The organism is Solibaculum mannosilyticum, assembly GCF_015140235.1.
GTDB classification, from domain to species: Bacteria; Bacillota; Clostridia; order Oscillospirales; family Acutalibacteraceae; genus Solibaculum; species Solibaculum mannosilyticum.
In genome coordinates, this window is sequence record NZ_AP023321.1 from 778,846 (window position 1) to 793,819 (window position 14,974).

Here is a 14,974-nt window from a genome sequence, read left to right on the forward strand (position 1 = left end):
ATTTCAGTGATTTCTCCTCCACAGCAGGGCTTCCTGAGGACGCCGTACCGTGACGGAACCGGCCTTTTTCTCCTCCATCAGGCCGTACCGGTATAAGCTGCCTAATAGACGTTCAGCCGCCGTCTCATCCATGGAACAGAGGGGAAGCCTGCAAGGACCGACTTCAAATCCCATGGCGTTGAGCGCATGCTTTACCGGGATGGGATTGACATCGCTAAACAGATTTTCAATGAGCTCCAGGTAATAGAGCTGGAGGTTATCGCTTTGTTCGGGATTCCCGTCAAAATAGCTCTGGCAGATGTCGTGGGTATCCTGCGGGACCAGGTTGGCAAGGACCGAGATGACGCCTTTGGCGCCGAGGGCGAGAGCGGATGTAATTTGATCGTCGTTGCCTGAATAGACGTCCAAGCGGTCGCCGCATAGGGAAAGAATTTTAGCAATCTGTGAGAAGTTGCCGCTGGCCTCCTTGACGGCCACGATATTGGGGATCTCACTGAGCTTATAGTAAGTGATGGGGAGAATGTTGACGCTGGTTCGGCTGGGTACATTGTAAAGCACAATGGGCAGTGATACCGATTGAGCGATGGCCTGAAAATGAAGGAAAAGCCCTTTCTGCGAGCATTTATTATAATAGGGTGTTACCACCAGCAGGGCATCGGCACCAAGCCGTTCGGCTTCCTGGGAAAGCTCTATGGCATGAGCGGTGTTGTTGCTGCCTGTTCCGGCGATGACCGGAATGCGGTGGTTTACACGCTTTACAGTGTATTCGATGACCTGAAGATGTTCTTGATCCGTCAAGGTGGAGGCTTCGCCGGTGGTGCCGGCGATCACAATGGCGTCGGTCTTGTTCTCAAGATGGAAGTCGATCAGTTGGCCGAGCATTTCGTAATTGACAGATAAGTCGGGGTTCATAGGGGTAACCAGGGCTACGCCGGAACCGGTGAATATGGTCTGCTTCATACTATCATTTCCTCATTTCTGTTTTCTCCCCAAAAGGAGAAGTTCAAAATCGTCAGCCGTTTTGTACGACAACTACTATAGCACAGGTCAAATTAAAATGGTGTTAATTTATCCACCGAGGGATTAAAAAATAAAAAAGAATGGAGGGGCAGGAGCCTGCTGCCATCCGCCTCCAAAGAAATACCTCCCACGGCGAAAAAGACGTGGGAGGTTTGTTTCATCCAAAGGACTACTGATAATTAAGCGGGAACAGAATCTTCAATAACGACCATGCAGCGGCTTTTCGGCCGTCGGCCCCGAAATAGAGCCGGCGTCCCGATGCATCAAATAACTCGAAGGCTTTTTCTTGATTGATGAGCCGAAAATGAAGCTGTTCCATGACCTGATAAAGGGCCAGTTCCCATTCCATCCGATTGGAAAGGGTATCTTCTGCGATCTCTTCGGCCAGCCATTCAAACTCTATGGGTTCAAAGCCGTCTTTTAAGAAGGCGTTCCAAAGCGCGATTTTTTGCATAAAGTTGAGTGAAAGCAGACAATCGCCAAAGGAACCATCCGATTCTGTCCCGCCGTAACAGTAGAAGCCTCCGGGATCCGGGCCGATAAACAGCTTTTGTTGACGCAGGAAATCGGCGTCTTTCCAGTCCAGGGCGGCCAGTCCAACCCGCCAGTTGATGGAGGTAAGGAGACTGTAAAGAGGATCGGACGTCTCCTGATCGGGACAGTCCACTTGAAAGCAAAGCGTCTCTAGGGAAGAAGTGGATTTGCCCGAAAGGCTTTGTTGAATGAGGGAAAGGGAACCGTCCTTTTCTTGGGACAATAACCGTACCGTCTCCTGATTCTGCGCGGTACCCAAAGCACAAATGGACCAGGTTTTGTCGATGTTCGCCATGGAGAGGGCGAACAGTTCCCAAAAATCGTCGATGTGAAAGGCGACGTTTCGATAAAGAATAAAAAGTGATTTCCCTTGGGAAACGCTGTAGACAGAGGGTTCCTCTTCCAGCCAATGATTGACCCCGCATAACAGCAAAAGCAATTCCCGTCCAGGAATTGCTTTTGCCACATGCTTTGGAAAAGGGATTTGCATTCTGGATGCTTCTTGATAGGAGTGCAGCATGCTAACTCACCTAATCCTTTGTATTGGTTTTTACTCGGCGTCTGAAGAGGCCGATTCCATAGCCTCATAGATGCCGATATTAACGCCCAAGACATTGACCGTCTCTTCGCCGAAGATGCCCAAGAGCTTGCCTTCGGTGTTCTGACTGATGATGTCGCGTACGGTATCCTCGCTCAGGCCGGAAGCCTTCACAATGCGGGGGATCTGGATCTCTGCGGAGGCGGGGGAGATATCGGGATCCAAACCGGAACCGGAAGCCGTCAACAGATCGGTGGGGATATCCTCTTTCTTGACGTCGGGATTCTTAGCCAGGAAGTTCTCCATGTCCTCTTGGACGCGGGCGTCAAGATCGGGGTTGGAGGGGGCGTAGTTGTTGGAACCGGAACCGATGCCGGGGAATTCGGTGCCGTCGGTGTAGGTTTGATTTCCTTCCTCGTCCTCCAGATAGACGTTGTAGTGGTAAGCGGAGGGACGGCCCCACATGTAATAATCCTCGGTGAATTCCTGGCCGACGTGTTCGGCGCCCACCACTTGACCGTTGACCTCCAAGAGGCTGCCGCCTGCTTGGTGGGGGAAAATCAGGGAGGAAAGACCGGTTAACAGAAGCGGGAACAAAAGTCCACAGATCAACATCAGGACTATGGTAACGATTACCGCTTGTCTTGTTCCGTGTAAGAAATGTTTTACAGACTCTTTCATAGCTTATATCGTCCTCCTTATAAGCCAAACCCAAGCAGAGTAAGCAACGGATGGATAATCATATCGATGATCTTGATGCCCAGGAAGGGTGTGATGATGCCGCCGACGCCAAAGATCATCATGTTTCTGGCCAAGGTCTTACCGGAAGACATGGGACGGTATTTAACGCCCTTCATGGCCAGGGGGATCAGGCAGGGGATGATGATGGCGTTAAAGATCAATGCGGAGAGGATGGCGCTGTTCGGCGAAGCCAGATGCATGATGTTTAACACGCTCAGTTGCGGGATGGCCTGCATAAACATGGCCGGGATAATGGCAAAGTATTTTGCGATGTCGTTGGCGATGGAGAAGGTGGTCAAACTGCCGCGGGTGATGAGCAGCTGTTTGCCGATCTCGACCACTTCCAGGATCTTGGTGGGGTCGGAATCCAAGTCAACCATGTTGGCGGCCTCTTTGGCGGCGGTGGTGCCGCTGTTCATGGCCAGACCTACGTTTGCCTGTGCCAGGGCGGGAGCGTCGTTGGTGCCGTCGCCGGTCATGGCGACGATCTTGCCTTCGGCCTGTTCCTTCTTGATGACGTCGATTTTATCTTCCGGTTTGCATTCGGCGATGAAGCTGTCGACGCCGGCTTCCTTGGCGATGGTGGCGGCGGTCAGAGGATTGTCGCCGGTGCACATGATGGTCTTGATGCCGATGGCGCGCAGACGTTCAAAACGCTCCACCATGCCGGGCTTTACAGTATCCTTCAGATAGATGACGCCCAGAATACGGTCGTTTTCACAGACGGTGAGGGGAGTACCGCCCAGGCTGGAGATCTTGTCGACCTGTTCGTGAAGGTCGGCCGGGATCTTACCGCCCAGCTTCTTGACATACTGTTCAATGGCTTCGGAAGCGCCTTTGCGGATCTTGGTTCCGTCAGCCAGGTCCACGCCGCTCATGCGGGTCTGGGCTGTGAATTCGATGAAGCTGGAACCAGCCGGTTCGGTGGAATTGTCGCCCATCCGACGGGCCAGTTCCAAAGTGGATTTGCCTTCGGGAGTCTCATCGTGCAAGCAGGTGAGGGCTGCGCAACGGACCAAATCGCTGCGATTGGCATCGCCTACCGGGAAGAAATCGGCGGCCAGACGGTTGCCGTACGTGATGGTGCCGGTCTTATCCAGGATCATGGTGTCCACGTCGCCGCAGGCCTCCACGGCCTTACCGGACATGGCGATGACGTTAAAGCGGGTGACGCGGTCCATACCGGCGATACCGATGGCCGAAAGCAGGCCGCCGATGGTGGTGGGGATCAAGCAGACGGCCAAGGCAATCAGGGTGGAGATCTTCAGCTGAACGCCGGAGTAGATGCCGATGGGGTACAAGGTGACGATGACGATCATAAAGATGATGGTCAGGGAAACCAACAGGGTGTTCAGGGCGATCTCATTGGGCGTTTTCTTACGGGAAGCGCCCTCGACCAAGGCGATCATGCGATCCAGGAAGCTGTTGCCGGGATCGGAGGTGATGCGGATTTTGAGCCAGTCGGAAACCACGGTGGTGCCGCCGGTTACCGAACAGAAATCGCCGCCCGATTCACGGACGACCGGCGCCGATTCACCGGTGATGGCCGATTCGTCCACCGAAGCGATGCCTTCGATGACCTCGCCGTCGCCGGGGATGATTTCTCCGGCCTCCACCATGACGATGTCGCCCTTTTTCAGCTGGCTGGAGAGGATTTCCTCTTCGGAGCCGTCCTCTTTGAGCAGACGGGCCTTGGTGGCCTTCTGGGTCTTTTTCAGGCTTTCCGCCTGGGCTTTGCCGCGGCCTTCGGCTACCGATTCGGCAAAGTTTGCAAACAGCACGGTGATAAACAGGATAACCGATACAATGATGTTATAGGCCCGAAGATTGGTATCTCCCACGTCCCCGAACAGGCCGGGGAAGATGGATAGAATCAAGGTAATGACGAAACCCACTTCTACGACGAACATCACGGGATTTTTCATCATATACCTGGGATTCAGTTTTACAAAGGAGCCGATTACCGCATTACGGAATATTTCTGGAGTAATCAGCTTTTGGTTGTGTTTTTTACTCATTTCAATGGTTCCTCCTTATGACCAGAGGGTTAGGTGCTCCGCGATGGGGCCGAGCGCCAGGACCGGGAAGAAAGTAAGAGCCGCGAAGATGTACACGACAAACACCAGAATAATGGCAAACGAGAAGGTATCGGTATGCAGAGTACCGACCGAGTCGTTGACGAAATTTTTCTTCATCAGCGATCCGGCGATGGCCAACTGAATGACAATGGACAAATACCGTCCAAAGAACATGGCCAAACCGGTTGTGATATTCCAGAACATCGTGTTATCGGCCAGTCCCTCAAAACCGGAACCGTTGTTGGCCGCTGAAGAGGAGAACTCATAAAGAACCTGGGACAATCCATGGAATCCCGGATTGGTAATGCCATTGTTGTCCGGTAGGACGTTGACAAGGCCGATGGCCAAAGCCGAGAAAGCGAGGATCAGGAAGGGGTGGATGATGATACACAAAGCAGTGAGCTTCATCTCACGGCCTTCGATCTTTTTGCCTAAGTATTCCGGTGTACGGCCGATCATCAAGCCGCAGATAAACACCGCCAAGATGGCGTACATAATCATATTCATCAGGCCGACGCCCTTACCGCCAAACACCACGTTGAGCATCATGTGGAGCAGCGGGATCATACCGCCCAGCGGCGTCAAGGTATCGTGCATGTTGTTGACGGTACCGGTGGTAAAGGAGGTGGTGGTTGTGGTGAACATGGCCGATTGGGCGATGCCGAACCGGACTTCCTTACCTTCCATGCTGCCCATGGATTGGCTCAAACCTGAATCGGCGAGAACCGGGTTGCCTTGAAGCTCTGCCCAGTAGCAGACGCCCAAACCGATAAGGAAGATGATGCCCATAGCGGCAAAGATGGTACGACCTTCTCTTCCGTACATGAAAACGGTCAAGCTTCTGCGGATAGGACTCTGTTTGAGGGGAGAGGTGGCGCCAGTTGCAACAATGTTTTTCTTTTCAGCACGTTTGCGATCCCGGACCATCTTACCGAAGGTGATGACAGATGCGCCAGGCAAGAGCATCATGGAGTAGAGCTCGATGAGGTTGGTAATGATAGTGGGGTTCTCAATCGGGGTTGTGGAGTTCGCGCCTATGAAACCGCCGCCGTTGGTGCCTAAGTGCTTGATGATTTCCAACGCGGCTGCCGGGCCTGTGGCGATCACCTGTTTGGCGCCCTCCAGAGTATCGACGACGATGTTGCCGCTGAGGTTCTGGGGAACGCCCTGCCAAACCAGCAGAAGACCGCCGATGATGGAGAAGGGGATCAAAACGCGGGTGGTGATGCGAACCAGATCGACAAAGAAGTTGCCGACGTTATCCTTGTTTTTACCGGCCAGGCCGCGGATAAAGGCCACGCAAGCGGCGTAACCGCTGGCAGCCGAGACAAACATCATAAAGGTGATGACCAGCATCTGGGAGAGGTAGGAAAGACCCGATTCACCAGAATAGTGCTGGAGGTTGGTGTTTGTCATAAAGCTGATGATGGTGTTAAACGAAAGGGACTCTTCCATGTTCCCAATGGCATTGGGGTTGAAAATGGGAAGACTCTGAATTCTCAGAATAATGTATCCCAGCAGAATCATGACGCCGTTGGTACCCAGCAGGGCAGCAGCGTACTTTTTCCATGACATACCCCTTTGCGGACGGATACCGCTGATCTTGTAGATGAAACCGTCGACGCGGTTAAATACAGGATCGGCAAAAGTATGTTTTCCGGCCGCAATATGGTAAACATAGATGCCCACCGGGATGACCATTATCAAATAGATGAGAATGGTCAATATGAGCTGTACCATAGTGAAATCCTCCTGTAAGACTTAGAATTTTTCCGGGTGTACCAACGCGTAAACGAGATAGACACCCATGAGCAAAACAATACCCCCAAGTATAATCATACGACTTCCTCCTTCATTCGTGGGTATCTACCTGCTTATGGCACCAGTGGATTAAAAGCCCGACTAGACCAACGCTCACAGCTAGAATGGCCAACATGATCAAATCAAGCATTCCGAACTTCCTCCTTTTCACATCGATTTCCCGTCTATTATAGCAGTCTTCCTATGAATACGGCCTTAGCGTTTTTTGGCTGATATAAAATTCGCATTAAGATTATAGAGCATAAAAAATCCCCTTGTTTAAAATGAACAAGGGGATTTCAAAACATATAAAATCTTTTATAGCAGCTCTAAAAACGGGATTTTTATCCTATTGAAGTAGAGGTGAGTTTTGGAGAGAACAGCGGCTTTTTTGCGGTACATTACTGACGGATCATTCGATATCCGACGCCGATATGTGTCTGGATATATTGAGGAGAGGAGGGATTCTTCTCAATTTTTTTGCGCAAGGTGGCCATAAAGACCCGCAGGGAAGGGACGTCCGAAGCCAAGGTATCCCCCCATACCTCCTTGAGGATGAGATTGTGCGTGAGGACTTTTCCCGTATTGTGGGCCAACAGGCACAATAATCTGTATTCGATGGGGGTCAGATGGATCTCCACGTCTTTGACATAGACGCATCTGGCGGCATAATCAATTTTAAGATCGCCGTTGGTGTAAACGCTGCTCTCTTCTCCCACAGTCCCCTTCTCAGCCTGGCTTCTGCGGAGGGCTGCACGGATCCGGGCCAAGAATTCTTCGATGCTAAAGGGTTTTGTCAAATAGTCGTCGGCCCCGGCATCCAGCGCATCCACTTTATCCTGATCCTCTGTGCGGGCGCTGACTACGATAATCGGAATGGAACTAAATCCACGGACGCGTTTGATAATATCCACGCCGTCCATGTCCGGCAGACCCAAATCCAGGATCATGACGTCGGGCTTATAGGAGATGACTTCCATCAAAGCCCCGGCGCCGTTTTGGGCAGTATGGTATTGGTATTCCTGTGTCTCCAAGGTTGTGCGGATCAGGTTGCTGATGGCGGGATCGTCCTCCACTACGAGAATTCTTGATTTATACATGATCGATATCCACCTCTTCCAATGGTAAAGTAAACGTAAAGACCGAGCCGTGAGGGACGTTGTCGGTTATCGAAATGGTGCCGCCGTGGGCCGTTACGATGGAACGGCACAAATTTAGACCCAATCCCAGTCCGCGACGGTTATCGGATTTTCCCTGGCTGGCGGTGTAGAACATATCAAATAAATGGGCTTTTGCATCGTCTGGGATGCCGGGCCCATCGTCGGAAATGCTGATGGCCGCCATAGATCCCTGTTTTTCAGCCCGCAGTACAATATGAGAACCGGCAGGGGTATACTTGATGGCGTTGTTGACGATGTTGATAATGACTTGGATAATCAAACGGACGTCCATTTTGGCCATCAGAAGGTCGTCGGGCAGTTCGACCGAGATAGAATGTTCCTTTGCCTGGCGGTCCAGATGGGAGAGGGCTTCCCGGAAGACGTCGTCCAAAAGTTCGGCATTTGTTTGAAGCCGCATGGTTCCATTCTCGATGCGGGTGATGGAGAGAAGGTTCTCTGTGAGGTTGACCAGCCACATGGAGTCGTCATAAATAGACCGATAAAGTTCCTGTTTTTTGTCTTCGCTTAGAACAATACTTTCCTCCATCAGTACGCCGGCGTTGCCGCTGATGCTGGTCAAAGGGGTGCGCAAGTCGTGAGAGATGGCCCGGAGCAGATTGGAGCGCAGACGTTCCTGTTGCGTCTCCATCTCGATGGCCTGTTTTTCCTCCCGGAACCGCCTCCGTTCCAGAATCAGACCGCATTCATTTAAAATGGAAATCATCAGGTTTTTTTCAAACACTTCCAGCTCAGGATAATATTGAGAAGGGATGCCGACAATTCCCATGACACCTTGTAAACCGCGTACAGCCAAATAAAGATTGTGCGCGTGGGAGAGGGTACCGGTAGTGGCGCCGGCCCGTTTGTTGTTCTTGACCACCCAATCGGCCACGCCGCGTTCCTCTGAATTCAGGGATGCCATAAGGGCTTCGCCTTGTTCCGGAGGCGTCGCTTGGAACTGGAGTTCCGTTCCGGGTTTTGCCAGGGCATATAGAATGGGACGTTCCAGCAAAAGATGAAGCTGTTGCGCCGCCAACTTGATGATTTCCTGTTCGTCCTTCCCCTGCTGGAGCTTTTGGCTGCTGGTCATCAGCAGTTCCGTATAATAGGCCTTTTGCGCCGACTGCCGAGCCTGTTTCTTGACGCGGGTAGCAAGGGTGCTGGACATGATGCTGGCAATCAACATGATGAGGAAGGTGACGGGATAATCCGGATCGGTTGCATGCAGAGTAAAGCGGGGAATGGTAAAAAAGTAGTTAAAGGCCACGACGCTGAGCAGAGAAGCAAAAGCGCCGTACAGATGTCCACGAGTCCAGATGGCGGTGACCAAAACACCGAGGATATAAATGATAATAATGTTGGCGTCTCGCAATCCCAACGCAAAGAACCCAAACCCGATCAAGGTGGCCAGAGCTGTTACCAAAAGGGTCTTGAGAAGATCCTTCCAGCTGAACCAGGGTTCATCACGGCGGGAAAAGAATAGTTTCTTTTTAAAATAGCTGGGCTGTGTATCGGGAATGATGTAAATGTCGATGCCGCCGGCCAAACTGGTCAGCTTGTCGGCTAGACTCTTCCCTTTAAAAAGAGGATTCTGACGATGATTGGTGCGTCCCATGACGATCTTGGTAACACCGCTTACTTTGGCGTATTCTGAGATTTGTACGGCAGGATCGTCCCCATACACCGTCGCGATCTGTGCCCCCATCTGCTCGGCCAGACGCAGATTATCCCTTAATCGCTTGAGATTTTCACCCTTCAGTTCCTTGGTTTCCGGCGTCTCTACAAAGAGAGCGGTAAAGCCGCTGTGGAAGGCTTCGGCCATCCGTGCAGCAGTGCGGATCACTTTGGCGTTGGAAGGGGAGCTGGATAAGCAGATCAGAATATGCTCGCCTGCCCGTGCAGCCGCTTCGTTGCCCAGCTTCTGGGCCGAACGGTTGAGGCGGTCGGCCGTACGGCGCAGGGCGATTTCGCGCAAGGCCGCTAGATTTTCCAGAGAGAAAAAGTTATCGAGAGCCCGTTCAGCTTGGCCGCTCCGGTATACCTTTCCCTTTTGAAGCCTTGCAATCAGATCCGCAGGTTCAATATCCACCAGTTCAACCTGGCCGGCGGAATCAAAAACCCGGTCGGGAATCCGTTCGCTGACAGCGATCCCTGTGATAGATTCTACCAGATTATTAAGCGATTCCAGATGCTGCACATTGACGGTGGTATAGACATTAATGCCTGCTCTCAGGAGTTCTTCCACGTCCTGATACCGTTTTTCATGGCGGCATCCGGCGGCATTGCTATGGGCCAATTCGTCCACCAGGATCAGTTCCGGCTTTCTGGCGAGAGCAGCGTCTAAATCAAATTCCTTTAAGGTGACGCCTTTATAATCCACTTCCTTACAGGGGAGCTGCTCGAGACCATCCAGAAGGGCCAAGGTATCCGGACGGATATGGCGTTCCACATAGCCTACCACTACATCGATACCGTTTTGCTTGGCCTGATGGGCGGCTTCCAGCATGGTATAGGTTTTGCCGACGCCTGCTGCATATCCGAAAAAGATCTTGAGTTTGCCTTGACCGTTCTGTCCCTCTTGGACGCGGATTGACTTCAACAATTGTTGTGGATTAGGCCGTTGCTCCTCCATATTGTATCACCCTATTCCTATTTCGGATCAATTATTATACATGCATTATAATAACACAAATGACATTTTCATGATATAAAAAACAGCGCTGTGACATTAAGATAACATAAAGGTAATACGTGATTTCCTCTTTTTTCTAGCTTTTGCCGATTGTTTTAATAAAATTCTAATATCCTTAGGAATTTTCTAACACCATTTTAGGATGGAATCTGTTATGCTAACAGTGAAAAAATAAATGCCACAGGGAGGAAAGTCGTTATGCTGAAAAGTTTAAGTGCTGTTGCAGATCCAGTGGTCAATCGACGTCCTTGTCATCGTGGTTTTGTCACAAAAGGGTCGTCCGGGAACAAGCAAACTGTATGGTCTAAGATGTCGGCGTATTTCGACCGCCACATTTATATGGCCTATGCATGCTGCTTTGTAGGGATGCCGGTTGCCATTTGTACCGCGGTATCCTTGATCACAACGGTAATTTATCTGACTGCGATGGCTATTTCGACTATTTTATAGAAGATTTATTCGGCTTATCTAATGAATATTTTGAAAGCAGTTTCTGGGAAAACAAAATTTCCAGAAACTGCTTTTTTGATTTGAGAGAGTTAGTTTTAGCAAATTACACGAAATAAAAGCATATAAAAGGTGAAATGTATATACTATTTTATAAATTACATTGAAAATATAAAATATATATGTTATAATAAATTTGAAAAATAATTGTTTTTTAATTATTGATATTCTGGTGAAAAGAAGAAGGAGCAATACTATTTTTAATTTTCCATTGACCGGTGAAAAATAAAATAAGAAAATAGCAGAATGCTTTTTCATCACCAGAACTGCCTTATTTAAAAGAGAACCAACTCAAATGTATCTCTTTATACAAAAGGAGGCAGTAATATGGGGATTATGAAGAAGTTAGTGGCTGTCGCCATGGCATGCACCATGACGATGAGCTTACTTCCAAGCAGCATAATGGCTGTAGAACCAGAGCCGTCTAAAACCAATTATGTGGATTATGTCAATCCTTATATTGGTACGGATCACGACCCGGAGATTCACAACAAGGCATCCAATTTCGGCGGTATGGTACCATGGGTATCTACTCCATTTGGCATGACCAAGTGGACTCCACAAACCCGTCAAAATAAAATCAGCGGAACCGCTTATCGGTACTGCGATACCGAAATGAGCGGATTCCAAGCCACTCATCAGCCGGCGATCTGGATGGGTGATTTTGGTTATATGACCATGATGCCCGGCATTGATTCGGTAAAGACCGGAGTGGATGAGCGAAAATTACCCTTTACCCACGAAGACGAACTTACAACACCCTATTATTATTCAGTCAGCATGGACGCAGGAGAAGACCGCTCCATCCGGACGGAGATGACTGCCACTTCCCGGACTTCCATTCTGCGGTTTACTTATCCGGAAAATGAAATGGCCAATCTGTATACCGAGATGTCTCGCGACAACAAGGTGGGAAGTGTTACCATTGATCCCGAAAAGGGCGAAATTACCGGCTACAATACCGACCGGCAGGACGCTCATCTTTCGGAAATCGAACTGCCTAATTTCAGATGTTACTATGTGATCCAGTATTCCAAACCCTTTGCGGAATACGGCACCGTGCTTGACGGCGAGCTGCAAGAAGGCGGGACGACAGCAACCGACAAAAATGTCGGCGCTTATGTGACCTTTGACACAGAAGAAAATGAAATGATTGAAGTACGTGTTTCATCCTCCTTCATCAGCCTGGAGCAGGCTCGGGAGAATCTGGAACACGAACAAAGCATAGGGACTTCTCCCATCTCCTTTGACGAGATGAAAGAGGAGACAAAAACGACGTGGGAAGATAAGCTCAACAACATTGAGATCGAAGGCGCTTCGGAAGAGGATATGACCATATTCTACACTGCCATGTACCATGCGCTGCTTTTCCCGGTGGAGTTCTCAGAATACGGCCGGTATTACAGCGCCTACGACGATCAGATTCACGAAGGAGAATCCTATACCTCCTTTTCCCTGTGGGATACCTACCGGGCGGAAAACAGCTTCCTAACCCTGGTTGCGCCGGAACGCATCGACGGCATGATCAGCTCTTTGCTCAACAACTACCTGGAAGGCGGCTATATGCCAAAATGGCCCAACCCTTCCTATACCAACATCATGATCGGAACCCCGGCGGATTCCCTAGTGGCCGAGGCCATCAACAAAGGCTTTGACGGCTTTGATCTGGACCTTGCCTACGAGGCCGTACTCAAGGACGGTATGGTTGCGCCCAAGTACGACAATACCCAACGCTGGGGCGACCGTGCCAATGGCGTTCCTTACGAAGCGAGAGCCGGCTTAAGCTGGATGATGCAGTACGGCTATGTGCCGGAGGATAAAACCGGCGCATCCGGTTCCAACACCCTGGAAGGAGCTTATGAGGACTGGTGTATCGCCCAGGTGGCCCAAAAGCTGGGAAAACAAGATGATTATGAGTATTTTGTCAACCGTTCTCAAAACTACAAAAATCTCTTTAATGAAAAAACCGGTCTGCTGCAAAGCCGTGATTCCTACGGGAACTTTGTCGACAAAGGCTGGACTGAAGGCAGTCAAATGAACTACGCTTACTGCGTGTTCCAGGATTTCGGCGGCCTTATGGAACTGATGGGTGATGGATTCAACGACAAACTGGATAATTATTTTGCCACAGGACAGAACGTCCATGAAAACGAACCATCCCATCACTACGCTTATCTTTACGATTTTAGTGGAAAACCCTGGGAGACACAGCGCCTAGTGCGTGAGATCGCCGAGGAAAACTACGCCAATCACCCGGCGGCCGGTCTGACCGGCAACGATGATTGTGGCCAGATGTCCAGCTGGTATATTCTCAGTTCACTGGGCTTTTATCCCGTCAATCCCGCCTCGGCCCAGTACATGATCGGCAGCCCCTTCTTCGACAAAGCCACGATTCATTATGAGGATAAGGACTTTGAGATCATCGCCAACAACAATTCTAAGGAGAATATGTACATCCAGTCGGGCACCCTTAACGGAGAAGCATTGAATATCCCGGTTCTAACCCACGAGCAGATCATAAACGGCGGAACCATTGAGTTTGAAATGGGTGCAGAACCGTCCACTTGGGGTTCGGACTATCGTGTGGAGCCGCTTCCTACCTACGAGGACGTCAAAACCCCGGAACTGCCCATCCGTTTGGAGAGCAGCAAACTGGAGCATCAAATCGCCGAAGCTGAAATTCTGGAGCAGGATGCCTATACCGTTACTTCTTTCCTGAAGATGCAGGATGAAATTGTAGAGGCAAAGAAGGTCTATGACGAGGAAACCAGTACCAAGGAGGAGATCCAGACCGCCTATAACGAACTTCATGCAGCAGTAGAGACATTGGAACCTTCGGCACCCTGCGTCAAGATCTCCCATGGTGATACAGCGTCGTCCCCGGCGCTCAACAAAGTGTACATCAAAGGAAAATGGAACTCGTATGCCAATTATGTCCAGGCTGCTCCCGTGAAAGATCCCTCTCCCAAGGATTACTACACCATTGTCTTTGAGGGAACACAGCTAAAATTGTACTCCGCCCTGAGCCGTAACCAAGGTATGGGTGCCATCTCGATTGACGGCGGTCCGGAAGTGGAAGTGGACTTCTATCGGGATGGCTCTACCGGCAACGGTGCACCCATCGGCCTAGTGTATGAAACTCCCATTCTGGAGATGGGCCAGCACACCATAAAGGTACGTGTAGCAGGTAAAGCCACCGGCGATGCCGGCGGCAGCAATCGAAAATCCATCAGCTTTGCGTATGCGGAAGTATATTCTCGGACCCAAGAGGAAACCGAAGCCTTTGAAAAGCTGGAAAAAGCAAAACGCGCGCTTCTTGGTCTTGTAGAACAAGCGGCGTCTGTGGATGAGAAACAGTATACATTGGAATCCATCCAGGCTTTAAAGAAACAGATAGACCAAGCCAATGTCCTTTTACGGGATCAGGAAGCTGTATTAGAGACCATTGAGGAGAAGACGCAGCTGGTGCAAGAAGCTTTGGATGGATTGGTACAACGGGATAGTATCGTTACTACAGTACTGAGCGCGAATGGAGATGTCGTAATGGCATTGGCTGACGCGGCAGGGACACAGCTGAAGGCTGATGTAACCATCGTGAGTGAGGAAATGGTATCAGCTCATGTGGTGTCGGCGCTGTATGATGCATCTGGGAAAATGATGGATTGTACCATGTCGGCTGTAGAGGATGGCATTACCAGTACCTTGTTGGACATTCCCAGTGATGTTGGCGGCATGTCCTACAGCTTATTCGTTTGGAAAGACGGGGAGTGGTCCCCTCTTTGTGAAAAGGTAGAGCTTCGCTAACAAAAGGATAAAAATTTCCGTCTCCTTTCCTTTTAACTGATAAAAAGCAAAAGGCCTTCTGGATCATACCAGAAGGCCTTTTGCTTTTGTGCTATAAAAC

Annotated in this window: 10 protein-coding genes; 2 read left to right on the forward strand and 8 right to left on the reverse strand. The window is 50.3% G+C overall.

The window, feature by feature from the left end; genetic code table 11:
- Nucleotides 1-3: 3 nt before the first annotated feature.
- The 8 genes from dapA to C12CBH8_RS03735 form a co-directional block, all read right to left on the reverse strand.
- A complete protein-coding gene (gene dapA, locus C12CBH8_RS03700) occupies nt 4-960 on the reverse strand; it encodes a 4-hydroxy-tetrahydrodipicolinate synthase (protein WP_215533562.1) in 957 nt (318 codons plus the stop codon).
- Nucleotides 961-1,189: 229 nt separating this feature from the next.
- Nucleotides 1,190-2,044, reverse strand: a complete 855-nt coding sequence (locus C12CBH8_RS03705; protein WP_099323363.1) for a hypothetical protein — start codon at nt 2,042-2,044, stop codon at nt 1,190-1,192.
- Between the two features lie 60 nt (nt 2,045-2,104).
- Nucleotides 2,105-2,773 (reverse strand): potassium-transporting ATPase subunit KdpC, encoded by a 669-nt coding sequence (kdpC, locus tag C12CBH8_RS03710; RefSeq protein WP_090266668.1) that lies wholly within the window; start codon nt 2,771-2,773, stop codon nt 2,105-2,107.
- Nucleotides 2,774-2,790: 17 nt separating this feature from the next.
- Nucleotides 2,791-4,851, reverse strand: coding sequence for a potassium-transporting ATPase subunit KdpB (gene kdpB, locus C12CBH8_RS03715; RefSeq protein ID WP_215533563.1), 2,061 nt, complete (start codon nt 4,849-4,851; stop codon nt 2,791-2,793).
- Nucleotides 4,852-4,866: 15 nt separating this feature from the next.
- Complete coding sequence (locus C12CBH8_RS03720; RefSeq protein ID WP_099323364.1) at nt 4,867-6,651, reverse strand: potassium-transporting ATPase subunit KdpA; 1,785 nt, start codon at nt 6,649-6,651, stop codon at nt 4,867-4,869.
- A 21-nt stretch (nt 6,652-6,672) separates the two neighbouring features.
- Nucleotides 6,673-6,750 carry a potassium-transporting ATPase subunit F gene (locus C12CBH8_RS12025; RefSeq protein ID WP_090266805.1) on the reverse strand — a complete coding sequence of 26 codons (78 nt, stop codon included), beginning with the start codon at nt 6,748-6,750 and terminating at the stop codon, nt 6,673-6,675.
- 362 nt (nt 6,751-7,112) lie between these two features.
- Entirely contained in the window at nt 7,113-7,811 is a 699-nt protein-coding gene (locus C12CBH8_RS03730) for a response regulator (RefSeq protein WP_090266661.1), read from the reverse strand.
- Nucleotides 7,804-10,503, reverse strand: coding sequence for a sensor histidine kinase (locus C12CBH8_RS03735; protein WP_215533564.1), 2,700 nt, complete (start codon nt 10,501-10,503; stop codon nt 7,804-7,806). The genes C12CBH8_RS03730 and C12CBH8_RS03735 overlap by 8 nt, the downstream gene beginning before the upstream one ends.
- A gap of 258 nt (nt 10,504-10,761) precedes the next feature.
- On the opposite strand from C12CBH8_RS03735, the gene C12CBH8_RS03740 reads away from it, so the two are divergent.
- Both C12CBH8_RS03740 and C12CBH8_RS03745 read left to right on the forward strand, forming a co-directional pair.
- Nucleotides 10,762-11,013 (forward strand): hypothetical protein, encoded by a 252-nt coding sequence (locus C12CBH8_RS03740; RefSeq protein WP_215533565.1) that lies wholly within the window; start codon nt 10,762-10,764, stop codon nt 11,011-11,013.
- A gap of 384 nt (nt 11,014-11,397) precedes the next feature.
- Entirely contained in the window at nt 11,398-14,874 is a 3,477-nt protein-coding gene (locus tag C12CBH8_RS03745) for a GH92 family glycosyl hydrolase (protein WP_215533566.1), read from the forward strand.
- Nucleotides 14,875-14,974: the final 100 nt, after the last annotated feature.

Excerpts from the sequence above, each read along its gene's own strand:
- dapA (WP_215533562.1), bottom strand. The coding sequence starts at position 960 with ATGAAGCAGACCATATTCACCGGTTCCGGCGTAGCCCTGGTTACCCCT.
- C12CBH8_RS03705 (WP_099323363.1), bottom strand. The coding sequence starts at position 2,044 with ATGCAAATCCCTTTTCCAAAGCATGTGGCAAAAGCAATTCCTGGACGG.
- kdpC (WP_090266668.1), bottom strand. The coding sequence starts at position 2,773 with ATGAAAGAGTCTGTAAAACATTTCTTACACGGAACAAGACAAGCGGTA.
- kdpB (WP_215533563.1), bottom strand. The coding sequence starts at position 4,851 with ATGAGTAAAAAACACAACCAAAAGCTGATTACTCCAGAAATATTCCGT.
- C12CBH8_RS03720 (WP_099323364.1), bottom strand. The coding sequence starts at position 6,651 with ATGGTACAGCTCATATTGACCATTCTCATCTATTTGATAATGGTCATC.
- C12CBH8_RS12025 (WP_090266805.1), bottom strand. The coding sequence starts at position 6,750 with ATGATTATACTTGGGGGTATTGTTTTGCTCATGGGTGTCTATCTCGTT.
- C12CBH8_RS03730 (WP_090266661.1), bottom strand. The coding sequence starts at position 7,811 with ATGTATAAATCAAGAATTCTCGTAGTGGAGGACGATCCCGCCATCAGC.
- C12CBH8_RS03735 (WP_215533564.1), bottom strand. The coding sequence starts at position 10,503 with ATGGAGGAGCAACGGCCTAATCCACAACAATTGTTGAAGTCAATCCGC.
- C12CBH8_RS03740 (WP_215533565.1), top strand. The coding sequence starts at position 10,762 with ATGCTGAAAAGTTTAAGTGCTGTTGCAGATCCAGTGGTCAATCGACGT.
- C12CBH8_RS03745 (WP_215533566.1), top strand. The coding sequence starts at position 11,398 with ATGGGGATTATGAAGAAGTTAGTGGCTGTCGCCATGGCATGCACCATG.